This window comes from Thalassobaculum sp. (assembly GCF_040219215.1).
Classification (GTDB): Bacteria; Pseudomonadota; Alphaproteobacteria; order Thalassobaculales; family Thalassobaculaceae; genus Thalassobaculum_A.
On record NZ_JAVJSX010000039.1, the window covers coordinates 102,387 to 125,886 of the forward strand.

Consider the following 23,500-nt stretch of genomic DNA (forward strand, 5'->3'; position numbering starts at 1 on the left):
ACCGATGACTGACTACGCGGACAGCTACTACGCCCGAACCCGGGTCGACAATGTGCGGCGGCCCGCGCTCGACGGATCCGCAAGCTCCGAAATCGCGGTGATCGGCGGCGGCATGGCGGGTCTCTCGACCGCTTTGGGTCTGGCCGAACGCGGTCACAAGGTCGTTGTCCTGGAGGGTCGCCGGGTCGGGTGGGGTGCGTCCGGCCGGAATGGTGGTTTCGTTTCCGCCGGTTTCGCGCTCGGGCCTTCGGAACTCGTGCGCAAGGTCGGCCGTCCGAGGGCACAGGAACTATACCGGCTGACCCAGGACGCGGTTGCGCTGGTCCGCCGCCGTGCCGAAGCCATGGAGGGCGTCCAGCCGATCGTCGACGGTATCGCCGGCTGCTCCTGGTTCGACGACCGGGACGCGGTCGAGCGTCGCGCTGCCTGGATGAGCGAAACATTCGGGGAGCATCGCGAAGTCTGGCCGCGTGAGAAGGTCCGTTCGATCTGGCGTAGTCCGCGCTACTACGATGCGGTCTTCAACCACGACGCCTTCTCGTTTCACTCGCTGAACTTCACGCGCGGAAACGCCGCCGCGATCGAAGCGTTGGGCGGGACGATCTACGAAGATACGCCGGTCCGTCGCGTCGATCTGGCGTCCGAACCGAAACGCATCCAGACCGATCGCGGAACGGTGACCGCAGATCAGGTCGTGATCTGCTGCTCGGGCTATATCGAAGGTCTGGTCGGACCACTGTCCCGTGCCATCCTGCCGATCGGCACCTACGTCGTCCTGACCGAACCGGTGGGCGAGCGCATCAAGGACATCATTGGTGCACCGAACGGTGTGTCCGACGACCGGTTCGCCAACGACTACTACCGCCCATTGCCCGACACCCGGCTGCTGTGGGGTGGGCGGATCAGCCGATGGACCGACCCGCAGAGCCTGTCCGACACCATGATGGGTGATCTGAGGCGGGTATACCCCCAACTCGCCGACCTGAAGGCCGAGGTCGCCTGGCCCGGCACCATGGGCTACGCCGTCCACAAGATGCCGCAGATCGGCTGCCTGCGACCCGGCGTCTGGTACAGCCAGGCCTACGGCGGCCATGGCATGGCGACGACGACCATGGGCGGGGAACTGGTGGCGTCGGCAATCTCGGAAAGCGATGAGCGCTGGCGCCTGTTCAAACCGTTCGGCCTGATCCCGGCCGGCGGGCCGCTGGGCACTTGGTACGCCCAGTCGGTCTATTGGAGCTATCAGGCGCGCGACGCCTGGAATCTGTGGCGGCAGCGGACCCGGCGCGGGTCGGCGTGAAGACCGTCGACACTTTCCCGCGGCAGGTCGTCGAGCACGACCCTGTCTGGATCTCAATGCCTGACGGGACGCGGCTGGCGGCGCGGATCTGGCTGCCCGCCGACGCCGAAGCCGACCCGGTCCCGGCAATCCTGGAGCCGATCCCCTACCGCCGCCGCGACGGCACCGCCGAGCGCGACGCCCTCTCCCACCCTTGGATGGCTGGCCACGGCTACGCGGTCATCCGGGTCGATCTGCGGGGCAGCGGCGACAGCGACGGTGTTCTGGAGGACGAGTATCTTGCTCAGGAGCAGGCCGACGGGCTCGCCGTTCTGGCCTGGGCCGCCGCGCAACCCTGGTGCACCGGCCGGACCGGGGTTTACGGCATTTCCTGGGGAGGATTTGCGGCGCTGCAGATCGCTGCCCTGAAGCCGCCGAGCCTTGGCGCGATCGTTGCGGTGGGTGCCACCCATGACCGGTTTGCCGAGGACATCCATTTCAAGGGCGGCTGCCTGCTGACCGAGAATCCAAGCTGGGCGTCCTACATGTTCGCCTACCAGAGCCGGCCACCGGATCCGAACATTGTTGGCGATCGCTGGCGCGACATCTGGATGGATCGCCTGACGCGCAAGCCGCTGACCACCCGCTGGATCGAGCGGCAGACGCGCGATGCCTACTGGCGGCATGGCTCGGTTTGCGAGAACTGGCGCGCAATCCAGGTGCCGACCCTGTCGGTCAGCGGTTGGGTCGACGGCTACGTGAATCCGGTGTTCGAGTTGCTGGAGAACGCCCAGGCGCCGGTCAAGGCCCTGCTCGGCCCCTGGGGGCACCGCTACCCTCACATCGCCCGCCCACACCCGGCGATCGGGTTCCTGCAGGAGGTCCTGCGCTGGTGGGATCGCTGGCTGAAGGATCTGCCGACCGGGGTCGAGGATGACCCCGCCCTGCGGGCATACATTCAGGAACCGTACGTTCCGGTTCCGTCTGCGCCAGAGCGTGAAGGCCGTTGGCTCTCGGTCCCGGCATGGCCGCCGGTCGGATCGCTGACCCGAGTGCTGTATCTCACTCACCGACGGCTGTCGGCCGAAGCTGGACCGACTGGCGAAACCGCAGTCCTGGCCGATCCGCTCCGGACCGCATTCGGTGCCGGCCGATGGCTGGCGTTCGGAGAAGGTCCTGAACTGTCGGATGATCAGCGGGCTGATGATGCCGGCTGCGCTGTATTCGACACCCGGACGCTGCACGAACCGATGTCGCTGCTCGGTCGGCCGGAGCTTCGCCTGTCGGTGGCATCGGACCGGCCGCTCGCCCAGGTTGTCGCCCGCCTGTGCGCGGTCGCGGCGAACGGAGCGGTTCGCCGCCTGTCCTGGGGCGTGTTGAATCTTGCTCACCGCGACGGTTCGGATAAGCCGAGACGGCTGCAATCGGGCAGGCTGTACGACACCATGATCCGGTTGGACGGGCTGGGTGACACCGTGGCCGCCGGCGAGCGGCTTCGGCTGGTTCTGTCGTCTTCCTATTGGCCAATGATCTGGCCGTCGCCGACGCAGACCCGTCTGACCATCAGGCTCGACCAATGCCGGCTGGCCTTGCCAACCGCGTCAGACGGCGCCGAATCCTCGTTCGAGCCCCCCGAAGCGTCTCCGCCACTGGCCACCACTAAGCTGTCTGCCGCTCGATCGACCCGATCCGCAGAAGTCGCGGATGATGGTGAAGAGCGCGTGCAGGTGAACGACGATCGAGGCCGGGTGCGGTTCGAGGCGATCCGCGAAGTGAAGCACGAGGTCAGCCGGGAGACCTGGCGCCTGCGGCCCGGCGATCCTTCCTCCGCGGTCTATGAGTCGGAATGGCGGATCGCGATGAGTTGGGATGGCGGCCCGTCAGTCGACACTGTAACTCGCCAGACGGTTACCGCTGACGCGCGGCGTTTCCGGGTCACGTCTTGCCTGGAGGCGCAGGAGCACGGTACATCCGTCGCCTCCTACGAATGGGACGACGAGGTCGATCGTGAGTTCATCTGAACGGCCCTTCGGCGTGCTGGGACTGATCGGCCTCGGCACCATGGGACGCAACCTGGCGCTGAACCTTGCAGACCACGGGACGCCATTGGTGGTGTGGGAGCGTGACACCGCCCTGGCCAGTCTCGCCCGCGAGGCCCTGCCTGAAACAACGATCTGGACCGACGGCCCAGCCGAGTTGGCAGCCGCATTGCCGGCACCACGAGCCATTCTGCTGATGGTGACCGCCGGACCGGCGGTCGACGCCGTGATCGCGTCCCTGCATCCGGCTCTGGAGCCCGGAGACGTGATTCTCGACGGGGGCAATGCCGATGCCCGCGACACCGCCCGACGGCAGGCAGCGCTGGCCGGCAGCGGTATCGAACTGATCGGGTTGGGCGTCTCCGGCGGCGAGGAAGGCGCCCGGTTCGGTCCGGCGCTGATGGCTGGCGGCTCGCACGAGGCTTGGGCCAGGGTTGCGCCGGCGCTGAACGCGATCGCCGCCCGTGCGCCGGACGGTTCCCCGTGCTGTGACCGGCTCGGCTCCGGGGCCGCCGGGCATTTCGTGAAGACGGTGCACAACGGCATCGAGTACGCGGTCATGCAGGCGTTGGCGGAGACCTACGACCTGATGCGCCACGGCCTGGGCTTGTCTCCCAGTGCTATCGGCGATGTGTTCGAGCGCTGGAACACTGGCCCGCTGCAGAGCTATCTCGTCGAGATCGCCGCCGACGTTGTCCGTACCCGCGACGCGGATGGAGCACCGCTGCTCGACAAGGTGGTCGATCAGGCCGGCCAGAAGGGGACCGGGCGCTGGGCTTCGTTCGCCGCTCTCGACTACGGCACCCCCGCCGCCACCATCGCCGAGGCGGTGTTCGCCCGCGCGGTGTCGGCGCACGCCGAGGATCGGCGCGCTCTTGCCGCGGGCTCTCCAGGTTCCATCAGCCTTGGCCTCGACGACCTCGAACGGGCGCTGCGCGCCAGCACCCTGGCCGCATTCGTCCAAGGCTTCGACCTGATCGCTGCCGCCGACGCGGCTGAAGGCTGGGGTGTCGACCGGACTGCCGTCGCCCGGGTCTGGCGGGCCGGCTGCATACTGCGGGCGTCCCTGCTCGATCGCCTCGCCGACGCAGCAGGGCAGGCCCCAGATGGCGCGATGCTCCTGCACGCGCCGGACTTGATGTCGGAGATGCAAGACGTGCTCCCCGGCCTTCGGCACGCCGTGTCGGCCGCCGCCCTCGCCGGCTATGCGGCACCGGCGATGATGTCGGCCCTGTCCTGGGTCGATGGCATGACCCGGGCTCGTGTCCCGGCCGATTTCCTGCAGGGCCTGCGCGACCGGTTCGGCGCCCACCGCTTCGAGCGCACCGACCGTCCGGGCAGCTTCCATGCCGACTGGAGCGGGTCATGAGCGTTGTCGTCATGATGGGCGTGTCCGGCATCGGCAAGACCACGATCGGTCGCCGGCTGGCTGAGGCTCTGGGCTACGGCTACGCCGAGGGCGACAGCTATCACCCGGTCGCCAACGTGGAGAAGATGCGTTCCGGCACGCCGCTGGAAGATGCCGATCGTTGGCCCTGGCTCGCCGCCATGGCAGCCGATATCGATCGTTGGCTGACCGATGGGACCGGCATGGTGCTGGCATGCTCCGCCCTGAAGCGCGCTTACCGGGATGTCCTGATCGGCGCGCGCAGCGGCGTCCATCTGGTGCAGCTGACCGGCGAGGAGTCGCTGATCCGCAGCCGGATCGAGGCCCGCCGCGACCACTACATGCCGCCTGCCCTGCTGCTCAGCCAACTGGCCACCCTCGAACCACCGACGGCGGACGAGCGGCCGATCGTGGTTGACGTCCGCTCCGAGCCTGACATCTGCGTCTCGGCCATCTGCCGATCCCTGAACGGCGCCCGGCGTTAAATCACACCATCTCCAGGTTCGGTCCGATGTGTGCGATCAGATCCTCGGCCAGGACGCTCGGTCCGGCCGCCGTGCCCGCCTCGCCGTGAATCCAGGCCCCGGCCGCCGCCGCCTCGAATGCCGGGACGCCGCGCGCCAGCAAGCCGCCGATGAGCCCGGCAAGAACGTCGCCTGATCCGGCGGTTGCCAGGGTCGCCGGCGCGTTGTCGCTGATCGATGCCCGGCCGTCGGGCGCTGCCACCACAGTGTCGGCGCCCTTGAGCAGAATGACCGCGCCCAGGCGTGCCGCCGCCGTCCGTGCAGCCTCCAGCTTGCCGACAGCCGCGGGCTCGATATCCGGAAACAGCCGCCGGAACTCGCCTTCGTGCGGTGTCAGGACCGTCGGTGCAGTGATCAGCCCGGCAAGATCGTCCGCCGCCCCCGCAAACGCACCGATCCCGTCGGCATCCAGAAGCACCGGCCGATCGGTCGACAGGGCGGTGTTCACCAACGCCTTGGCGCCGGAGCCGCTTCCGAGCCCCGGTCCGACAACTGTTGCCGAGAACCGGGTGTCGCTCAGCAACGCCGCAAGCCCATCTGCGCCCGCGATTTCCCGCACGATCGCGCCCGGCGCGTCACCGGCGTACAGCGACATGCAGCCCGGCGGTACCGCAGCGGTTGCCAAACCGGCGCCGGAGCGACGGGCGGCGGCCAGGGCCAGCCTCGCCGCACCGGCCATCTGACCGCCGACCACCACCACATGTCCGCGCCGGTACTTGTGGTCGGTCGCACCTCGGCTCACCAAACCGTGCCGCCACAGCGCCGGAGTGTTCACCGTCGCTTTCGGATCGATCCCTCCAAGTGCGGCGTGCGGAATGCCGATGTCAGCCACCCGCAGTGTCCCGCACAGCTGCCGGCCTGGCAGAAGCATATGCCCCACCTTGCGCCGAAAGAACGTCACCGTCAGGTCGGCCGGCGCAGCCACACCCCGAACCCTGCCAGTGTCGCCGTCAACGCCGCTCGGCATGTCGATCGCCACCGAGATGGTGCTTCCAACGTCAACGCGGGTCTTCAGAGCCGCAATCACCTCGGCCGCCACACCGGTCACGTCGCGGGTCAGACCGGCGCCGAACAGTGCATCGACCACCAGGGCGGCGCCGGCCAGGGCATCCGGCACGGCGGCCTCGACCGGTCCGGACCATAGCGTCCGCGCCCAGGCGGCATCGCCACGCAGGGTCTCCGGGTCGCCGAGAGCCGCCACCCGGACGACCCAACCGTGATCCAACAGGTTGCGCGCGATCACCCAGCCGTCGCCGCCATTGTTGCCGGGCCCGGCCAGGACCAGCACCGGACGCGGACGGTAGCGCCGTCGAATCATCGTGGCCGCCGCCGCACCGGCACGCGCCATCAACGTCGTGCCCGGGACACCGTGGTCCACCGCACAGCGATCCGCCTGCGCCATCTCGGCGCAGGTCAGCAACAGTTCTGTATGGTTCGGGAACAGGGTCATTGTCAGCATCGTCCTTCCCGGACGACGCTAGCGGCCCTGACGTGCCCGGGAAAGGGCTTCCGTCAGGGGGTAGTGGGGCGAGTGATGGGGATCGAACCCACGGCCTCCAGAGCCACAATCTGGCGCTCTAACCGACTGAGCTACACCCGCCATAGTCTTCGCACGACCTCGACCGTGCGAGGCCGGTTTGCTATCCCAGCGCTCCGGCCGCGTCAACCTAATTGGGATCAGGCGAGGTAACTCGCCAGTCTGTCGGCCGCACCGTCGAGCACCGCGTCCTGCTTGGCGAAGCAGAACCGGATGAAATCGGTCGGTGCGGTCGCCCGGTCCTGGTAGAACGCCGAAACCGGCACGGCAGCCACCCCGGCCTCGGTGACCAGGCGGCGGCAGAACCCTTCGTCATCCTCGCCCGGCTTCAAGAATCGGCTGGCGTCGACGAACAGGAAGTACGATCCCTGGCAGATCGCCGGCGTCAGCCCGATACCCGACAACGCCGTTGATAGCCGATCACGCTTCACTTGCATTGAGTTCCGCAACTCATTGAAATATCCGTCATTCTGGCCAAGCCCGAAGGCGACGGCGCGCTGCAGGTTCGGTGCGGTCGTGAACACCAGGAACTGATGCGCCTTGGCGATCGGCTGCATCAGGTGTTCCGGCCCGGTCAAATAGCCGACCTTCCAGCCTGTCAGCGAGAAGGTCTTGCCTGCCGAGCCGATTCGCACGCAGCGTTCGCGCATGCCCGGCAATGTCATCAGGGGGATGTGCGCGCGCCCGTCAAACGCCAGATGCTCGTAAACCTCGTCACAGACCGCGTAGGCGTCGTGGCGACGCACCAGATCCGCGATCGCCTCCAACTCGGTGCGGGTGAATACCTTGGATGCCGGGTTCTGAGGGTTGTTCAGGACGATCAGCTTGGTCCGCTCGCTGAACGCCGCCGACAGCGCGTCCAGATCGAGGTTCCAGTGCGGGGGTGTCAGGCGAACCGTCTTCGGAACTCCGCCAGCCCGTCTGATCATCGGCAGATAGCAATCATAGAGCGGCTCGATCACCACCACTTCGTCGCCCGGCTCGATCAGCGCCAGGAAGCAGGCCGCCAGCCCCTCGGTGGCGCCGGTCGAGACCATGGTCTCGGCCTTCCAGTCGACGTCGATGCCATAGAATCGCTTGTTGTGACCGGCCACCGCCTCGCGCAGTTCCGGAACGCCGAGCATCGGCGGATACTGGTTCGGCGGGTCGTACAGCGCCTTGGACGCGGCATCCAGGACGGCGTCCGGACCGCGGTCGTCAGGAAAGCCCTGGCCGAGGTTGATGGCCTTGTGCTCGATCGCCAGCCGCGACATCACTTCAAATACGGTGGTTCCGTAGCTGGACAGCAAAGAATTTGCAGGCTTCATCGACCGATCTCCCACCCGCATTCGGGGATCGCTCGGATACCGCGCGATCAGGGTGCGCGCAAGCCCGCCGCTCTCTGCATATCAGGATTGGCTTTCCACGCACTGCCGCACCGTTAGAATGCCGGCCGATTCAACAACGCGCCACCAATTGGCGCCTGCCGTCACGCGAGAGGAAGCGACCCATGCCCGTCCTGGCTGACCGGATGAACCAACTCGGCACCGAGACCGCGTTCGAGGTGCTCGCCCGGGCCAACGCCCTGGCCGCCGCCGGCAAGAGCATCATCAACCTCGGCATCGGCCAGCCGGACTTCAAGACACCGGAGCACATCGTCGAGGCCGGCGTAAAGGCGATGCGCGACGGCCACCACGGCTACACCCCGGCCGCCGGCATCCCACAGCTGCGCGAAGGCGTGGCCGCCGATCTGAAGAAGCGCCACGGGGTCGACGTGGACCCCGGCCTGATCATGATCATGCCGGGCGGCAAGCCGACGATGTTCTTCGCTTGCCTGATGTTCGGCTAGCCGGGCACCGAGATCCTGTATCCGAACCCCGGATTCCCGATCTACGAGAGCTCGGTGAAGTTCTCTGGCGCCACGCCGGTCCCCTACCCGCTGAGCGAGGCGAACGGCTTCGCGTTCTCGGCCGAGGAAGTGCTGGGCAAGATCACGCCGCGCACCCGGCTGATCATCGTCAACAGCCCGGCCAACCCGACCGGCGGCACGGTGCCGAAGGAAGAGTTCGACGCCCTTGTTGCGGGCCTCGCCGCCTGGCCAGACGTCCACGTCATGTCCGACGAGATTTACGGCCAGATGCTCTATGACGGCCGGGAGCACACCACCCTGCTGTCGTACCCGGAACTGCGCGACCGGTTGATCCTGTTGGATGGCTGGTCCAAGACCTACGCCATGACCGGTTGGCGTCTCGGCTACTCGCTTTGGCCGAAGGCGATCTTCCCGCACGCAGAAAAGCTGGCGGTGAACTGCCATTCCTGCGTCAACGCGCCGACCCAGTTCGCCGGCCTCGCTGCCCTGACCGGCCCGCAGGACGCGGTCCGTGCGATGGTCGAGGCGTTCGACGGACGGCGTCGGGTGATCGTCAGCGAACTGAACCAGATCCCGGGTTTCCGCTGCGTCGAGCCGGGTGGCGCGTTCTACGCCTTTCCGAACATCGAGGGCACAGGGATGGGCGCCAAGGCGCTGCAGACCAAGCTGCTCGAGGACGCCGGGGTAGCGGTGATCGCAGGTACCAGCTTCGGCGCGTTCGGCGAAGGTTACCTGAGGTTCTCCTACGCGAACTCCACCGAGAACATCCGGGAGGCCATCACGCGGATCAAAGCGTGCCTCTCATGAAGGCGAAGCGCTGCATCAATGTTGATCATGTGCTTTAATATTGGGCACTTCAATGTGGCTGACACTCGGCGACGCATCGGCAGAACCGAGGATTTCCGCGGTTGAGAAGGCCTTTGGGCGGTTGGCATATGGCGTGCTATGCCGCTCATGGATCAGGCCTTTCGGCCATCCGTTTGTACGCAATCCGAAGGCACGGACCCAATGAAGAAGGTCGAGGCGATCATCAAGCCGTTCAAGCTGGACGAGGTGAAGGAAGCGCTCCACGAGGTCGGGATCCAAGGGATCACGGTCACTGAAGCGAAGGGCTTCGGCCGTCAGAAGGGGCACACCGAGCTCTATCGCGGCGCCGAATACGTCGTGGACTTTCTGCCCAAGGTGAAGGTCGAAATCGTCATGGAAGACAGTCAGGTGGCCCGGGCGGTCGAGGCGATCCAGACCGCCGCGCACACCGGGCGCATCGGTGACGGCAAGATCTTCGTGTCCACCGTGGACGACATCATCCGCATCCGCACCGGCGAGACCGGATCGGACGCGATCTAAACGCGCATCGCAGCCGACGGCTCGATCGCACAGCGCATCCCGGGCTTCTCGGGAGAGGGAGTGAAGGGCGGGTACCGAGCGTCGGGGCCGCCCTCGAAACTAGCAGACAGGAAAGCAGCCATGTCGGACGACGTTAAGCGCGTAATGGAAATGATCGAAGAGAACGACGTGAAGTACGTCGATCTCCGGTTTACCGACCCACGCGGCAAAGTGCACCACGTCAGCCAGCACTTGCGCACGATTGACGAGGACTCGCTCGTTGAGGGCTTCATGTTTGACGGGTCGTCGATTGCCGGTTGGAAGGCGATCAACGAGTCGGATATGGGTCTGAAGCCGGATCTCACGACTGCGGTCATGGATCCGTTCTTCGCCCAGCCGACCCTGGCGATTACCTGCGACATCGTCGAGCCCTCGACCGGCCAGCCCTACGAGCGCGATCCCCGCTCCACCGCCAAGGGCGCGCTGAAGTACATGCAGAGCCTGGGCGTCGGCGACACCGCCTATTTCGGCCCGGAAGCCGAGTTCTTCATCTTCGATGACGTCAAGATCGATGTGAAGGGCAACAAGGGCTACTACGAGCTCGACAACGAGGAAGGCACCTACAACAGCGCCCGCGCCTACGAAGAGGGCAACCTCGGCCACCGCCCGGGCGTCAAGGGCGGCTACTTCCCGCTACCGCCGGTCGATTCCGGCCAGGACATCCGCAGCGAGATGCTGTCGGTCATGGAAGAGATGGGCGTGAAGGTCGAGAAGCACCACCACGAGGTGGCGCCCTCGCAGCACGAACTCGGCATGGAATTCGGCACCCTGATCCAGACCGCCGACCACCTGCAGATCTACAAGTACGTGGTCCATCAGGTCGCGGCGGCCTACGGCAAGACGGCGACGTTCATGCCGAAGCCGATTTCCGGCGACAACGGGTCGGGCATGCACGTCCACCAGTCGATCTGGAAGGACGGCAAGCCGCTGTTCGCAGGCTCGGGCTATGCCGATCTGTCGGACATGGCGCTGTACTACATCGGCGGCATCATCAAGCACGCCCGCGCGCTGAACGCCTTCACCAACTCGACGACCAACAGCTACAAGCGGTTGATCCCGGGCTTCGAGGCGCCGGTGTTGCTCGCCTATTCGTCGCGCAACCGCTCGGCATCGTGCCGAATCCCCCACGTCAACAGCCCGAAGGGCAAGCGCGTCGAGGTCCGGTTCCCGGATCCCGCCGGCAACCCTTATCTGGGCTTCTCGGCGATGCTGATGGCCGGCCTGGACGGCATCCAGAACAAGATCCACCCGGGCGACCCGATGGACAAGAACCTGTACGACCTGCCGGCCGAGGAACTGGCCGACATTCCGACCGTGTGCGGCTCGCTGCGTGACGCGCTCGACAACCTGGACAAGGACCGCGCGTTCCTGACCCAGGGCGGAGTGTTCACGGACGACCAGATCGACGGCTACATCGAGCTCAAGATGGAAGAGGTGTACGCGTTCGAGCACACCCCGCACCCGATCGAGTTCCAGATGTACTACTCGAGCTGATCACTCGCGATCGTTCGACGAATGACGGGCCGCCCCGGAAGGGGCGGCCCGTTTTCGTTGGGGTTCGGCGGTTCCGCCTAGCGCGGGATTGATATCGTGACCTCGGTCCCACCGTAGCCGTGCACCGTGTCGTGGGCACGGACCGTGACGGCGCTGACGCCGGGCGGTATCACCACACCGTCGAGGCTCCGGGTGAACGGCTGCTCGGTTTCGTGCGGGTGCAGCAGGACCCGGGTTGCCAGCACCCGACCGTCCGGGCCCAGGATATCCCATTTATCCGCATAGTGGTCCCAGCCGGTATCGTCGTGCCGGACGGTGACGTCGAACGTCCAGGTACCGTCCTTGGCGAACGACATGATCGCGACCTTGAGCACGTCGGCCTCGCCCGCCGATGCAGCCGGGCTCGCTGCCAGAACCGTAAGGCCGGCCGCCAGGATGCGCATGATCATGTTGACTCTCCTCATTCGTCGACCGGGCGCTTGCGTCCATTGTCATCGATCGCGACGTAGGTGAACCGACCTTCGGTCACCAGGGCGCGTTCCTCGCGCCGGTCGAACCAGCGGATCTTCCACGCCTCGATCGCCACGGTAATGGATGTCCGGCCGACCCGTTCGATGTCGCCATAGCAGCACAGCACATCGCCGACCGCGACCGGGCCGATGAAGGTCATGGCCTCGATTCCGACCGTTGCCACCCTTCCCTGCGCCCGGCTGGCGGCAGCCACCCCGCCGGCGACGTCCATCTGGCTCAACACCCAGCCCCCGAAAATATCGCCATTCGGGTTTGCGTCAGCCGGCATTGCAACCGTGCGGATCTGCATCTCGCCGCGCGGAAGGCGGTTTGGGTCGGGCTGTCGTGTTCCTGCCATGATCACACCATATCTTGCACTCGCGCTGAACGCACCCACAGGATAAACTCGCTCTCGATGGGCCGATAGCCCCCCGAAAACCCACAGACGACCGGACATGGCCGACCTCTTCGCAAGCTCCGCTGCCCGCGCCGACGACTACTCCGCCAAAGACATCGAGGTCCTGGAGGGCCTGGAACCGGTGCGTCGCCGCCCCGGAATGTACATCGGCGGTGTCGACGAACGCGCCCTGCACCACCTGGTCGCCGAGGTGCTCGACAACTGCATGGACGAGGCGGTGGCCGGGCACGCCAGCTGGATCGAGATCGAACTGGCGGCCGATCACACCGTAACGGTCCGCGACAACGGCCGCGGCATCCCGGTCGATCCGCACCCGAAGTTTCCAAGCAAATCGGCGCTGGAGGTGATCCTCACCACCCTGCATTCCGGCGGCAAGTTCTCCGACAAGGTGTATGCCACCGCCGGCGGCTTGCACGGCGTCGGCGTGTCGGTGGTGAACGCGCTGTCGGACCGGCTCGAGGTCGAAGTTGCCCGCGACCGGCGGCTCTATGCCCAACGGTTCGCCCGCGGCGTGCCGCTCGGCCCGCTCGAGACCATCGGCGCGGCGCCGAACCGGCGCGGCACCACGGTGCGGTTCCACCCGGATCCTGAGATTTTCGGGCCAAACGCCCACTTCCGTCCCGCCACCCTGTACCGGATGTCGCGCTCCAAGGCGTATCTGTTCAAGGGCGTGGAGATCCGCTGGAAGGTCGACCCCGAACTGTTGCGCGACGGCGATGGAACGCCGGAAGAGGCGGTCATTCATTATCCGGGCGGTCTCGCCGACTTCCTGGCCAGTTCGATCGAGGGACGCCGCACGATCGCCGAACGCCCGTTCACCGGCGATGTCGCCGCACCGGATGGCCAGGGTCGGGTCGAATGGGCAGCCACTTGGCCGGACGATCAGGACGACGGCTTCCTGCACGCCTACTGCAACACCATCCCGACCCCGCAGGGCGGCACCCACGAAGCCGGGCTGCGGACCGCCCTGCTCCGCGGCGTGAAGGCCTATGGCGAGATGGTCGGTAACAAGCGGGCGGCCCAGATCACCGCCGACGACTTGATGGGCGGCGCCTGCATCATGCTGTCGGTATTCATCCGCGACCCGCAGTTCCAGGGACAGACCAAGGACCGGCTGGTCAGTCAGAATGCTACCCGGATGGTCGAGCAGGCGGTCAAGGATCACTTCGACCACTGGCTGTCGGGAGCGCCGGAAACTGCCAATCTTCTGCTGGAGCGGCTGATTGAACGCGCCGAGGACCGGTTGCGTCGCCGGCAACAGAAAGAGGTCAGCCGCAAGACCGCAACCCGCAAGCTGCGGCTACCGGGCAAGCTCGCCGACTGCTCGCGCTCCGACGCCGACGGAACCGAGATCTTCCTGGTCGAGGGTGATAGTGCCGGCGGGTCGGCCAAACAGGCCCGCGAGCGTGCCACCCAGGCAATCCTGCCGTTGCGCGGCAAGATCCTGAACGTGGCCAGCGCGTCGGCCGACAAGCTACGGCAGAACCAGGAACTGGCCGACCTGGTCCAGGCGCTCGGCTGCGGTGCCGGTTCGTCCTTCAAGCTCGACCAGTTGCGCTACGAGAAGGTCGTCATCATGACGGACGCCGACGTCGACGGCGCCCACATCGCGTCGCTGCTGATGACATTCTTCTATCGCGAGATGCCGCGCCTGATCGAGGAAGGCCATCTGTTCCTGGCCATGCCGCCGCTGTACCGCCTCACCCAAGGGGGCAAGACGGTCTACGCCCGTGACGACGCCCACAAGGACGAACTGCTGGCGACCGCGTTCTCTGGCAAGGCGAAGGTCGAGATCAGCCGGTTCAAGGGGCTTGGCGAGATGCCGCCGATGCAGCTGAAGGAGACCACGATGAACCGCCAGACCCGCCAGCTGCTGCGCGTTCGCGTCCCGCCGGCCGGCGGTCCCGGCCTGGTTCTCGAGCCGGAGCTGGAGGCTGAGACTCGTCGGACCAGCGAAATGGTCGAGAGCCTGATGGGAAAGAAGCCGGAACTCCGCTTCGCCTATATCCAGGCCAACGCCCGGTTCGTCCACGACGTCGACGTCTGACCGGGCCGACGTCTGACGGGGCCATCGTCCTACAGCAACGCCCTGAAGTACGCGGCCATCCGCTCCTCGAACAATGGCAGAGAGTATCGCTGGGCGGTGGCCATGCCGGCCTGGATCAGCCGTGCAACACGTTCCTGGTCGTCAAATGCCGCCACGGCTGCGTTGATTGCCTGGATGCAACCAGGACCATCCCCTTCATCCACCCAGAATCCGTTTTCGGTCGAAGCGAAATCGGTCGTTCCCTGGCTCGCGAAACCGCACAAGACGCAGCCGGCAGCCATGGCTTCCAACGGCGGCAGGCCCAAACCCTCGCCGCGCCCCAGGTTCAGGAAGATGGTTGATTCGGCGAGAATGGCGGCCGTCTCGGCTTCGGAGCATCCGTCAATTGGCAACCACTCGATCGTGCGCCGGACATGGCCCTTGAGTTGATCCACAGCGCCTGGCCATTTTCGCGGCATGTAGGCAATGCGGTGCCGTTTGCGCGGGGCCGGGCGAAAGACCGACAGATCGACACCGGGTGATACGACATGCGCTTCCCGGAACCCTGCCTGCTCAAGCAGAACCCGCCGCGAGTAGTTGGAAACGGTCAAACATCGGATGTGCCGCAGTTTCACCCAGTCGATGCTGCCGTTGAAACGCAGCGCGTTATGGTTCTGGATGAACAGCACCCGCCGCTCTGGCAGCCTGAGCAGGAGTGGCATCCGTCCCGGCCCGATTGCGTCGGTCGCGACGTAGAGGTCGTCCGGCCCGATCAGGTGTGGCTGCCGCATGTCCAGGATGGCGGCCTCCTCGGCCGTACGGCTGCCGGCGAGCCAGCCCGGCACGCCGACCGCGGAACCGACATAGGCATCGAGTCCAAACCGCCGCAGTCCGGCAACCGCCTGGTAGATCACCTTCACGCCACCGATCGGGCGCGTGTTGTTGTCGATCATGCCGAACACGATGCGCGCCACGCGTCAGGCTCCCAGCCAGCGGCGCATGATCTCGGTGGTCCGTTCAGGATATTCGAGTGCCGGAAGGTGCCCGCACTCGTCGATTACCGTCAGAACTGCCCCCGGAACTGTCGCCGCCATTTCCTCGGACAACCCCAGTGGGGTGAGCTGGTCCTGTCGCCCGCAGGCAATCAGCGTCGGGCAGTCGATGGTCGGCAGAAGGTCGAGACTGTCGGTACGCGACAAAATGGCCTTCTGCTGGCGAATGAACCCGTCCCGTCCGATCCGCGCCGCCATCTGGAAGATCGGCCCGGTGACTTCCGGATCCTCCAACCGGCTTGGGTGAACCAGCATCGGTAGCAACCGCGGCGTCACGCCCTTGAACTTGCCCATATCCGCCAACTGGATCAGTCCGGTTCTTCGCCTGCGCTGTTCGTCGCTGTCGGCGCGCGCGGAGGTGTCGATCAAGGCCAGGCGTTCGACCCGCGCGGGCGCCTGCCGCATGATCTCAAGCGCCACATATCCGCCCATCGACAGACCCGCCAACGCGAACCGGTCCGGCAGTGTTTCGAGGATTGTCGTCGCGATCTCCTGAACATCCTCGTGCTGGGTCAGATCGGGAACCTGAATATCGTCCACCAGATCGGAAAGACCGGCGATCTGGTGCGTCCAAAGCGCTGCATCATTCAGCAGGCCGGGAAGCAGAACAAGTGTATCCGACACGGCCTAGCGTGCCTCCTTTATGATCGACAGAACGCTCTTGAAAGCAGGGTTGTCTGCGTTGCCCAGCCACTCGAACAGCAGGGCCTCGACCGTCACCGGCACGCATCCGGCCGCCCGCAGCCGCGCCAGACCGACCTCCCGATCTACCGGCCGCCGGCTGCCGCAGGCATCCTCGGCGACGAACACCTGCCGGCCGGTGGCCAGCAACCCGAGCGCCGTCTGTGCCACGCAGACATGGGCCTCGACTCCAGCCACGACCACCGACGCTCGCCCGAGAGCATCAAGCGCCTTGCGGATTCCCGGTTCGGCAACCGCGTCGAAGCTGCGCTTGGCCAGCCGGGCGTCCGCCGCCAGGTGTTCCCCCAATGCGGCGACGGTCGGGCCGATGGCCTCGGGACAGTGCTCAGTCGCCCGGATCGGGATGCCAAGACATTCCGCCCCCCGAAGCAGCCGCCCGACCGCCTCGATCACCGCAGTGCCGTCATGGATTGCGGGAACCAGGCGCTCTTGGGCGTCGACCAGCAAGACAAGGCTGTCGGCTACTGGCGCTCGATTGACACGAACGTTGGCAAACGCAAGCGTTTCCGTGGTCTTTGGGGTGTCTATCATTGACAGTCCGGCATGAACGCCTATAGTCCGCGCGCTACTTAGCGGTCACGAACCGCAAGAGCCGACAACTTAAGGCGACATGGCTGATACACAAGTAACTTTCGCCGACCTCGGTCTATCCGACGAGGTCGTCTCCGCCGTCGTTACGTCCGGCTATACCAAGCCGACGCCGATCCAGGAAAAAGCGATCCCGTACGTCCTGATGGGCCGTGACGTGCTTGGCTGCGCGCAGACCGGAACCGGCAAGACGGCTTCCTTCACCCTACCGATGATCGACATCCTGTCGGCCGGCCGCGCCAAGGCGCGCATGCCGCGATCGCTGATCATCGCACCGACCCGCGAACTCGCGGCCCAGGTCTCCGAGAACTTCGTCAAGTACGGTCAGAACACGCGCCTGAGCATGGCGCTGTTGATCGGCGGCGTTTCGATGGGAGACCAGGAAGCCAAGCTCGATCGTGGTGTCGATGTCCTGATCGCAACTCCGGGCCGACTGCTTGACCATTTTGAGCGTGGCCGGATCCTGCTGACGGACGTGAAGATCCTCGTTATCGACGAGGCGGACCGTATGCTCGATATGGGGTTCATCCCCGACGTCGAACGTATCGTCTCGCTGCTTCCGACAATCCGGCAGACCTTGTTCTTCTCCGCCACCATGGCGCCGGAGATCAAGCGGCTCGCCGACAAGTTCCTGATGAACCCGAAAGAGGTCTCGGTCGACGCCCCGGCTTCGGCAGCGGAGAACGTTGCCCAGCATCTGATACGTTGCTCCGTCAAGGACAAGCGCGACGCGCTTCGCTCCCTGTTGAAGTCGGAGACGGTCGACAGCGCATTGATCTTCTGCAACCGCAAGCGCGACATCGGTGTCCTGCACCGGTCGTTGCAGCGCTATGGCATCGACGCGGTACAGCTGCACGGCGACATGTCACAGCCGGCGCGGACGGAGACCTTGGCGAAGTTCAAGGCCGGCGAGGTCCGGTTGGTGATCTGCAGCGACGTCGCGGCTCGTGGAATCGACATCAAGGGCTTGAGCCACGTCTTCAACTTCGACGTGCCATCCCACGCCGAGGACTACGTTCACCGCATCGGACGGACCGGTCGCGCGGGCATGAGCGGACGAGCTTTTACCCTCGCGACGCCGGAAGACTCCAAGCTGCTGTCGGCCGTCGAACGGCTGATCGGCAAGAAGATCCCGGTGATGCAGTTGGACGGTGCCGAGCCTGCCGGAGCCGAAAGCGGCCCGGACAAGGCGGTAGAGATGGCGCCGGAAACCGCCCAGCCGCGCAAGTCCGGCCGTGGCCGGGGCGCGCGCTCGAACGACAACGCGGTTTCGGCGGACGAGCAGCCGGCATCTTCGGGCAAGTCGTCAAGGCGTTCGAGCCGCAAGCGGGGCGAGCGTTCCGAGAGTCCGGCCATCGCCGTCGAACCGACGGTGGTCGCGGACGTTCAGGAGGCGAAGCCACGCGAGACGTCGCTCACTGGTGGCGGCGTGGTCGAGGCTTTCCCGACCCAGCGTACCGGATCGGGCAACGGCCGAGGTCGCGGCGGACGCGACCGTGAGGACAACGCTCGTTCGGTGACAGGCTTCGGCGACGAAGTGCCGGCGTTCCTGCTGAAGGCAGTACCGAAGAAGGCCACCGGTTGATTTTCGTCGGTCCTTGCGGGACCATGCCGGCACTTTTCAGACACCCTCGGTGAGGCCATGCAGACCATCTTCATCCAGGTCAAATGCGATCTCGGCAAGGCTTATGCCGTTGCCGATCAGGCCGTTCTCGAGGTTGAAGAGGTGTCGGAAGTCTACTCGACCTCGGGCCAGTATGACTTGCTGATGAAGTGCTATCTGCCCGACGCGGCTGATATCGGTCACTTCGTCACCGAGCGGGTGCAGACCCTGCCCGGCATCAAGGACACCTTCACCTTGATCACCTTCAAGGCGTTCGGGTAGACGCGTCAGCATTTCCCCGCGCGACCCGCAGCGCCTGTTCAAGAACCTCGGGGTCACCGATGTGGTTGGCCAGGAGCAGGACCAGCTTGGCGTTCACACGCCGGCTGGCCGCGTCGCTGAGTCCGCGGTGCGTCTCCATCAGGCGCTCATAGAATCCGTCGGAGTCCACCAGATTGGGATCCGTCACCAGAACCGCCATCGCCTCTACCCTCCAATTGCCACCCGACGCGCGACAGCACGGTCGAGTGCCTGGGATATCTCAAGCGCTGAAGGGCGCTGCCATCGCGCTGCGATATGCTGATCCGGTCGGATCAGGTAGGCCGACCCATCGGACGCCGACCAACGCTGGAAGGCTAGGCCCTCGGTATCGACGACAGTCGACCGGTCGGCCGCGCCGTGCCGCGCCACCGTCAGGACGTCGACCACAGGCTGAAGCCCCTCAACCAAGGCCGAACCGCCGCCACCATCACCCATCGACACGGTGTCAACGAAGCGCAGCAAGGTGAAACGACCGCCGAGCCGACGCAGCAGCCAGGGCTCGCCTGCATCCACGATGACCCTGGCATCCGGGGCCGGAGCACCCGGAACCGGGCCGCCGCTCCAGTCATCGCGATCCGCCGTCGACAACGGCGTCGCACGATACACGTGCGGCACCGACAGCCGGCCGGAGTTCACGAGCCGCCGGGCAAACGGCAGGTCGGTTGCCATCTCCAGCGCTGCCTCCCGAAAGTCGACGCTCGCCGTGGTTTTCGGGGTCATGAAGTCGGTGGAGCGTGCCGAGTTCAGGATGTTCTCGTCGGCCGCCGGGATCCGCTCGTCATCGTAGCTGTCGAGCAACACCGGCGGAGCCCTGCCCTCAAGAACCAGCGCGATCTTCCAGCACAGGGCATCGATGTCCTGGACGCCGCCATTGCCACCGCGCGCGCCGAACGGGCTGACGACATGGGCGCTGTCACCGACAAAGAACACCGGGCCATGCCGGAAACGCTCCATACGCCGACAGGTGAAAGTATAGACGCTGACCCATTCGAGACTGAATTCGACATCCGGACCCAGCATCTGCTTGAGGCGCGGGACGACGTTCTCCGGCTTGCGCTCCTCTTCCGGGTCGGCGTCGGACGCAAGCTGGAAATCGATGCGGTACACGTCGTCGGGTTGACGATGCAGCAAGACCGATTGGCCGGAATGAAACGGTGGCTCGAACCAGAACCATCGCTCGCTCGGGAAGTCGGCTTTCATCACCACGTCGGCGATCAGGAACCGATCCTCGAACACCTTGCCCTTGAAGTCATGGCCCATGCCGCGCCGGATCGAACTGCGCACGCCATCGGCTGCCAGGACGTACTTGGAATCAAGCTGGTACACGCCGTCCGGTGTCTCCACCGTAAGCCGTGCGCCACCATCCGGCAGCACCTCGACCGCCGTCACCCGGTTCAGCCAGCGGATCTCGGTCCGGCCAAGCTCAAGGACCCGATCCACCAGGTACTCTTCGACATAGTACTGTTGAAGATTGATGAACGCCGGTCGCTGGTGGCCGGACTCGGGCAGCAGGTCGAAGCTGTAGACCTCCCGTTCCCGGTGAAACAGCCGGCCGCGGTTCCAGACCACGCCCTTGGCGACCATCCTATCGCCGACCCCAATCCGGTCGAAGACCTCCAGCGTCCGCTTCGACCAGCAGATCGCCCGGCTTCCCGCCGATACGGTGTCAGCCTCATCCAGCAACAGCGTGTCATGGCCCAGGGTCGCGAACTCCGCCGCCGCCGCAAGACCCACTGGACCCGCACCGACGATCACAATCGGCGCACGACCAACAGTCCTGTCCGCCAGTTCCGGCGGCGTCGAGTAGGCGTAGCGCGGGTGCGAACCCCGAACCGGCGCCACGTCAGGCCCCGTCCAACTCCTTCAGCGCACCCTGCAGCGAATGCCACATCTCCTGATCGCGCTCAGCCGTCCAGATCCGGGGGTCGCGCAGCCCGCTCGCCTCGTCGAACGCGCGGCTGACATTGAACGGCAGGCAGTGCTCGAAGATCACCCAGTGGCCGTATTTGGGGTGCAGCAGGCGGTGAGTGTCGACATAGACCTCGCCGAGCGTCTTGCCGGCGGCCACACCGGCGCGCGCCGAGTTCATCAGATCGCTGACGAATGCCCGGGTGCCGTCGATCGCCCGCTTGCTACCTTCCGGCGTCTTCATCGCCTCGCCGCGCCCCGGCATCATTTGCTGCGGGGACAGCGCCAGCAGGTTGTCGAGGGTCGCCGGCCAGTCGGTCAGATAGGCGTCGCCGCAGTACGGCGTTGCTCCCTCCTCCACCAGGTCGCCGGCAAACAGGATACCATCGTCCGGCAACCAGACGATGGTATCGCCCTTGGTGTGTCCACGCCCGACCTGGAAGATCTTCAGCCAGCGCCCGCCGAACTTCATCTCCAACACCCCGTCGACCACAACGGTCGGCCAGGTGAGACCCGGGATGGTTTCCACCGCCTTGAACAGGCGCGGAAACCGGCCGATCTCGCTGTCCATGTCCTGTTGGCCGCGCTCAACGATCAGGTCATAGGTGTCGCGGCTCGCCATGATGGTGTCGGTGCCATATCCCGACGCACCCAGGACGCGCACGGCGTGGTAGTGGGTCAGGAACACATGGGTAACCGGCTTGTCGGTAACGGTCGCGATGTAGTCGATCAGTTCCTTGGCGAGCACCGGAGTCGCCCGGGCGTCGATCACCATGACCCCTTGGTCGCCGATGATCACGCCGGTGTTCGGATCCCCTTCGGCGGTGAAGGCGTACACCCCGTCGGCCATCCGATCGAAGGTGATTTTCTTCTCGTCGAGATCGGCAGCGGACGCGAAGGCCTTGGCCATGGTGTTTCCTCTCGTTTCAGACTACGCGAGGAAATTAGTTTCATTTGAAACCACATGCAAGCGCCGGACGTGCTGAGTCCCCGCGACTGCTATCGTTTCGACCAGGCTGGCCGTCCCAACGGACGCCGGGGAACCGAGTCCACCCCGGTCAGGATCCGAGTCACACTGTCGGATGTTCCGAACGGCAGCAACAGGCGCTTGATATCAACAGCATAGGCCTTGGCCGAAGGCGCATGACGTGTAAACAGCGGCGCGCCGCGCGCCACCACCGCTTGATAGCAGGCTAGGTAGAACGTGGTGATGTACGAATCCGGCTCGAAATCCGAGATGAAGGTGCCGGTCAGATCCCGTCCCATCTCGAGGGCCAACTTGCTGCCGTACAGACGGATCCGGAAGTCGCTGGCGTTGTCGGTCGGCTCGCACACCAGAAGCCCACCAAGCGCCGGCCGAAGGTCAACCGGGTCAATCATTTCCGCAGACGGCCACTTCTGGTTGCCCCTCTTCGATTGCCAGAACTCGATCAGGAAATCGAGGGGATTCGATGAAATATCGGCGGCACAGGGCGTCCAGGATATCAGCGGTGCAGCCACGCCATTGCCGCTAAACAACTCTCCGACCGGCCCCGGATCCCCGTTGACGAGGCTCTCAGCCAGATCGCTCACCACAGTTGCTTCGGGTTTGTGCGCCATGGCTCGTACCGACGGATTGATGGGGCATCGCAGGGTCAACGGAAATGGAGCGTGCAAGCGCGCAACGCCTAGCGATGGTAGCCACCGGCTTCTTAACGAACTGTTAAGAGTCCCGGACCAGGTGAGGACCGGAAGAGGTGCTACAGGGAAGCTTGCAGACTGGATGACACCCATCGCGGCAGAGGCGGACGGTGCATGGGCATCCAGCCACGGCTTCAGGGATGCTGTTGAGACAGACTGGGTCATTTCCATCGGGATGCCATGACCCACACTGCGTTCAAGCCACAACAATCAAAGATAGCGATTTTGGCAATTTAAGGCAGCTTCAAGCACCCCTTTCCTATCAAGTCCCTACTTTGTTCGGTCGGCACGACAGGTAGGACGATCCGGGTGCCGCCTGCGCGCTTCCCTGGCGCCGGATAACTGATTCGACCTGTTCCCAGTGATATCGCAGTTCCAACAATCACTTATTTGTCATCAACTTAAGAGTTCAGTCATTGGAGCCATTCACCGAGGACTTTCTGATCGCTTCTTGTTGTGTACGGGGTCGGACAACGGTGCCAGAAGTTGTTCATCAATCGGTCCGATCTGATTTCATAAAATTACAACTAGGACACGCACACCTATTCCGTTAACTTGTATTTTTAACCAAAGCCAGCAGACACGATCTCGCGGGGGGAGGAACCAAAATGATTGATAGTCGTCAGGAGCTTCGGCCGGTTTCCATTGTCCGTCACATGCATCACGAGGTCCTGTTCGTCGACCCTGGCGTTGACAGCGTCTCGACCCTGTTGACTGATTTGAGATCAGGCTTTGATGTCGTGCATCTGCCCGAAAGTGGCGACCCGATTGCGGCGATCGCGCTGCACATGGCGGGACGCAGGAACGTCTCTGCTCTCCACATCCTGTCGCACGGAACCCCCGGCGCGCTGGACTTGTCCGGTCAGCGCATCGACGCCGCGGCACTGGCCGCGCGTCCGACGCTGACGGCGGCGATCCGCGAAGCGCTGTCCGTTGACGGTGAAATCGTTCTGTACGGCTGTTCGGTCGCGCAGGGACCGCAAGGTGCGGCTTTCGTCGACGTACTGTCGACGCTGCTCGACCGGCCGGTGGCGGCATCCGACAGCCTGGTCGGCGCGGCGGACCTGGGCGGCGACTGGCGCATCCCGGCACGGGGCGCCCTGGCGTTCGGTGCGGAGGCGCGAGCCGCCTATCCGGCGACGCTGGCGAAAGCGACCTTCGGCATCGTCACCACGATCAACACCACCACCACCCTGA

Annotated in this window: 21 protein-coding genes, 1 tRNA gene and 1 pseudogene; 11 read left to right on the top strand and 12 right to left on the bottom strand. The window is 65.2% G+C overall.

Going from position 1 to position 23,500, the window contains the following annotated elements; all coding sequences use genetic code 11:
• Positions 1–4 precede the first annotated feature (4 nt).
• From RIC54_RS24760 to RIC54_RS24775, 4 genes are read left to right on the top strand one after another with little or no spacing between them, the layout of a single operon-like run.
• Positions 5–1,300: an NAD(P)/FAD-dependent oxidoreductase gene (locus tag RIC54_RS24760; RefSeq protein ID WP_350094972.1), complete on the top strand. Its 1,296-nt coding sequence runs from the start codon at positions 5–7 to the stop codon at positions 1,298–1,300.
• Positions 1,267–3,300: a CocE/NonD family hydrolase gene (locus tag RIC54_RS24765; RefSeq protein WP_350094975.1), complete on the top strand. Its 2,034-nt coding sequence runs from the start codon at positions 1,267–1,269 to the stop codon at positions 3,298–3,300. The genes RIC54_RS24760 and RIC54_RS24765 overlap by 34 nt, the downstream gene beginning before the upstream one ends.
• The gene (gene gnd / locus RIC54_RS24770) at positions 3,287–4,687 is read left to right on the top strand and encodes an NADP-dependent phosphogluconate dehydrogenase (RefSeq protein ID WP_350094978.1); all 1,401 of its coding nucleotides are present in this window, start codon (positions 3,287–3,289) and stop codon (positions 4,685–4,687) included. The genes RIC54_RS24765 and gnd overlap by 14 nt, the downstream gene beginning before the upstream one ends.
• The gene (locus RIC54_RS24775) at positions 4,684–5,190 is read left to right on the top strand and encodes a gluconokinase (RefSeq protein ID WP_350094981.1); all 507 of its coding nucleotides are present in this window, start codon (positions 4,684–4,686) and stop codon (positions 5,188–5,190) included. The genes gnd and RIC54_RS24775 overlap by 4 nt, the downstream gene beginning before the upstream one ends.
• Position 5,191: 1 nt before the next feature.
• On the opposite strand, the gene RIC54_RS24780 is transcribed toward RIC54_RS24775, so the two are convergent.
• The 3 genes from RIC54_RS24780 to RIC54_RS24790 all read right to left on the bottom strand — a co-directional run bounded on the left by RIC54_RS24780 (position 5,192) and on the right by RIC54_RS24790 (position 8,073).
• Entirely contained in the window at positions 5,192–6,688 is a 1,497-nt protein-coding gene (locus tag RIC54_RS24780; protein WP_350094984.1) for an NAD(P)H-hydrate dehydratase, read from the bottom strand.
• A 64-nt stretch (positions 6,689–6,752) separates the two neighbouring features.
• A tRNA-His gene (locus tag RIC54_RS24785) sits at positions 6,753–6,829 on the bottom strand.
• Between the two features lie 77 nt (positions 6,830–6,906).
• Positions 6,907–8,073: an aminotransferase gene (locus tag RIC54_RS24790; RefSeq protein WP_350094987.1), complete on the bottom strand. Its 1,167-nt coding sequence runs from the start codon at positions 8,071–8,073 to the stop codon at positions 6,907–6,909.
• A 203-nt stretch (positions 8,074–8,276) separates the two neighbouring features.
• Here RIC54_RS24790 and RIC54_RS24795 point away from each other — a divergent pair.
• The 3 genes and pseudogenes from RIC54_RS24795 to glnA all read left to right on the top strand — a co-directional run bounded on the left by RIC54_RS24795 (position 8,277) and on the right by glnA (position 11,495).
• Positions 8,277–9,422 (top strand): annotated as a pseudogene (locus RIC54_RS24795) (pyridoxal phosphate-dependent aminotransferase).
• 201 nt (positions 9,423–9,623) lie between these two features.
• Entirely contained in the window at positions 9,624–9,962 is a 339-nt protein-coding gene (locus tag RIC54_RS24800; RefSeq protein WP_007675205.1) for a P-II family nitrogen regulator, read from the top strand.
• A gap of 120 nt (positions 9,963–10,082) precedes the next feature.
• Entirely contained in the window at positions 10,083–11,495 is a 1,413-nt protein-coding gene (glnA, locus tag RIC54_RS24805) for a type I glutamate--ammonia ligase (RefSeq protein ID WP_350094994.1), read from the top strand.
• A 77-nt stretch (positions 11,496–11,572) separates the two neighbouring features.
• Here glnA and RIC54_RS24810 read toward each other — a convergent pair whose 3' ends face one another.
• Positions 11,573–11,944 (bottom strand): hypothetical protein, encoded by a 372-nt coding sequence (locus RIC54_RS24810; protein ID WP_350094997.1) that lies wholly within the window; start codon positions 11,942–11,944, stop codon positions 11,573–11,575.
• A gap of 11 nt (positions 11,945–11,955) precedes the next feature.
• Complete coding sequence (locus RIC54_RS24815; protein WP_350095000.1) at positions 11,956–12,363, bottom strand: acyl-CoA thioesterase; 408 nt, start codon at positions 12,361–12,363, stop codon at positions 11,956–11,958.
• A gap of 97 nt (positions 12,364–12,460) precedes the next feature.
• Between RIC54_RS24815 and parE the strand changes: the two genes are divergently transcribed.
• Positions 12,461–14,470 carry a DNA topoisomerase IV subunit B gene (gene parE, locus RIC54_RS24820; RefSeq protein WP_350151536.1) on the top strand — a complete coding sequence of 670 codons (2,010 nt, stop codon included), beginning with the start codon at positions 12,461–12,463 and terminating at the stop codon, positions 14,468–14,470.
• 29 nt (positions 14,471–14,499) lie between these two features.
• Here the strand turns inward: parE and RIC54_RS24825 are convergent, their stop codons facing one another.
• From RIC54_RS24825 to RIC54_RS24835, 3 genes are read right to left on the bottom strand one after another with little or no spacing between them, the layout of a single operon-like run.
• A complete protein-coding gene (locus RIC54_RS24825) occupies positions 14,500–15,423 on the bottom strand; it encodes a glycosyltransferase family 4 protein (protein WP_350095006.1) in 924 nt (307 codons plus the stop codon).
• A 3-nt stretch (positions 15,424–15,426) separates the two neighbouring features.
• Positions 15,427–16,125 carry an alpha/beta fold hydrolase gene (locus tag RIC54_RS24830; protein ID WP_350095009.1) on the bottom strand — a complete coding sequence of 233 codons (699 nt, stop codon included), beginning with the start codon at positions 16,123–16,125 and terminating at the stop codon, positions 15,427–15,429.
• 3 nt (positions 16,126–16,128) lie between these two features.
• A complete protein-coding gene (locus RIC54_RS24835; protein ID WP_350095012.1) occupies positions 16,129–16,734 on the bottom strand; it encodes a hydrolase in 606 nt (201 codons plus the stop codon).
• A gap of 79 nt (positions 16,735–16,813) precedes the next feature.
• On the opposite strand from RIC54_RS24835, the gene RIC54_RS24840 reads away from it, so the two are divergent.
• Positions 16,814–18,376, top strand: a complete 1,563-nt coding sequence (locus RIC54_RS24840; RefSeq protein ID WP_350095015.1) for a DEAD/DEAH box helicase — start codon at positions 16,814–16,816, stop codon at positions 18,374–18,376.
• 57 nt (positions 18,377–18,433) lie between these two features.
• Positions 18,434–18,676 carry an Lrp/AsnC ligand binding domain-containing protein gene (locus RIC54_RS24845; RefSeq protein WP_007675218.1) on the top strand — a complete coding sequence of 81 codons (243 nt, stop codon included), beginning with the start codon at positions 18,434–18,436 and terminating at the stop codon, positions 18,674–18,676.
• Here RIC54_RS24845 and RIC54_RS24850 read toward each other — a convergent pair.
• From RIC54_RS24850 to RIC54_RS24865, 4 genes are all read right to left on the bottom strand, one after another.
• Entirely contained in the window at positions 18,660–18,875 is a 216-nt protein-coding gene (locus RIC54_RS24850; protein ID WP_350095019.1) for a DUF2783 domain-containing protein, read from the bottom strand. The genes RIC54_RS24845 and RIC54_RS24850 overlap by 17 nt on opposite strands.
• 5 nt (positions 18,876–18,880) lie before the next feature.
• Positions 18,881–20,557 (bottom strand): FAD-dependent oxidoreductase, encoded by a 1,677-nt coding sequence (locus RIC54_RS24855; RefSeq protein ID WP_350095022.1) that lies wholly within the window; start codon positions 20,555–20,557, stop codon positions 18,881–18,883.
• A gap of 1 nt (position 20,558) precedes the next feature.
• On the bottom strand, positions 20,559–21,533 hold the full coding sequence (locus RIC54_RS24860) for an MBL fold metallo-hydrolase (RefSeq protein ID WP_350095025.1): 975 nt from the start codon (positions 21,531–21,533) through the stop codon (positions 20,559–20,561).
• 89 nt (positions 21,534–21,622) lie between these two features.
• Positions 21,623–22,222, bottom strand: coding sequence for a PAS domain-containing protein (locus RIC54_RS24865; RefSeq protein ID WP_350095028.1), 600 nt, complete (start codon positions 22,220–22,222; stop codon positions 21,623–21,625).
• 689 nt (positions 22,223–22,911) lie between these two features.
• On the opposite strand from RIC54_RS24865, the gene RIC54_RS24870 reads away from it, so the two are divergent.
• Positions 22,912–23,500: DUF4347 domain-containing protein (locus tag RIC54_RS24870; protein WP_350095031.1), on the top strand; the 589-nt coding region annotated here is incomplete at its 3' end.

What these genes read in the sequence shown, in the direction of transcription:
- RIC54_RS24810 (WP_350094997.1), bottom strand. Translation starts at nt 11,944, where the DNA reads ATGATCATGCGCATCCTGGCGGCCGGCCTTACGGTTCTGGCAGCGAGC.
- RIC54_RS24780 (WP_350094984.1), bottom strand. Translation starts at nt 6,688, where the DNA reads ATGCTGACAATGACCCTGTTCCCGAACCATACAGAACTGTTGCTGACC.
- RIC54_RS24800 (WP_007675205.1), top strand. Translation starts at nt 9,624, where the DNA reads ATGAAGAAGGTCGAGGCGATCATCAAGCCGTTCAAGCTGGACGAGGTG.
- RIC54_RS24850 (WP_350095019.1), bottom strand. Translation starts at nt 18,875, where the DNA reads ATGGCGGTTCTGGTGACGGATCCCAATCTGGTGGACTCCGACGGATTC.
- RIC54_RS24775 (WP_350094981.1), top strand. Translation starts at nt 4,684, where the DNA reads ATGAGCGTTGTCGTCATGATGGGCGTGTCCGGCATCGGCAAGACCACG.
- RIC54_RS24865 (WP_350095028.1), bottom strand. Translation starts at nt 22,222, where the DNA reads ATGGCGCACAAACCCGAAGCAACTGTGGTGAGCGATCTGGCTGAGAGC.
- RIC54_RS24845 (WP_007675218.1), top strand. Translation starts at nt 18,434, where the DNA reads ATGCAGACCATCTTCATCCAGGTCAAATGCGATCTCGGCAAGGCTTAT.
- parE (WP_350151536.1), top strand. Translation starts at nt 12,461, where the DNA reads ATGGCCGACCTCTTCGCAAGCTCCGCTGCCCGCGCCGACGACTACTCC.
- RIC54_RS24840 (WP_350095015.1), top strand. Translation starts at nt 16,814, where the DNA reads ATGGCTGATACACAAGTAACTTTCGCCGACCTCGGTCTATCCGACGAG.
- RIC54_RS24835 (WP_350095012.1), bottom strand. Translation starts at nt 16,734, where the DNA reads ATGATAGACACCCCAAAGACCACGGAAACGCTTGCGTTTGCCAACGTT.
- RIC54_RS24790 (WP_350094987.1), bottom strand. Translation starts at nt 8,073, where the DNA reads ATGAAGCCTGCAAATTCTTTGCTGTCCAGCTACGGAACCACCGTATTT.
- RIC54_RS24760 (WP_350094972.1), top strand. Translation starts at nt 5, where the DNA reads ATGACTGACTACGCGGACAGCTACTACGCCCGAACCCGGGTCGACAAT.
- RIC54_RS24815 (WP_350095000.1), bottom strand. Translation starts at nt 12,363, where the DNA reads ATGGCAGGAACACGACAGCCCGACCCAAACCGCCTTCCGCGCGGCGAG.
- glnA (WP_350094994.1), top strand. Translation starts at nt 10,083, where the DNA reads ATGTCGGACGACGTTAAGCGCGTAATGGAAATGATCGAAGAGAACGAC.
- RIC54_RS24860 (WP_350095025.1), bottom strand. Translation starts at nt 21,533, where the DNA reads ATGGCCAAGGCCTTCGCGTCCGCTGCCGATCTCGACGAGAAGAAAATC.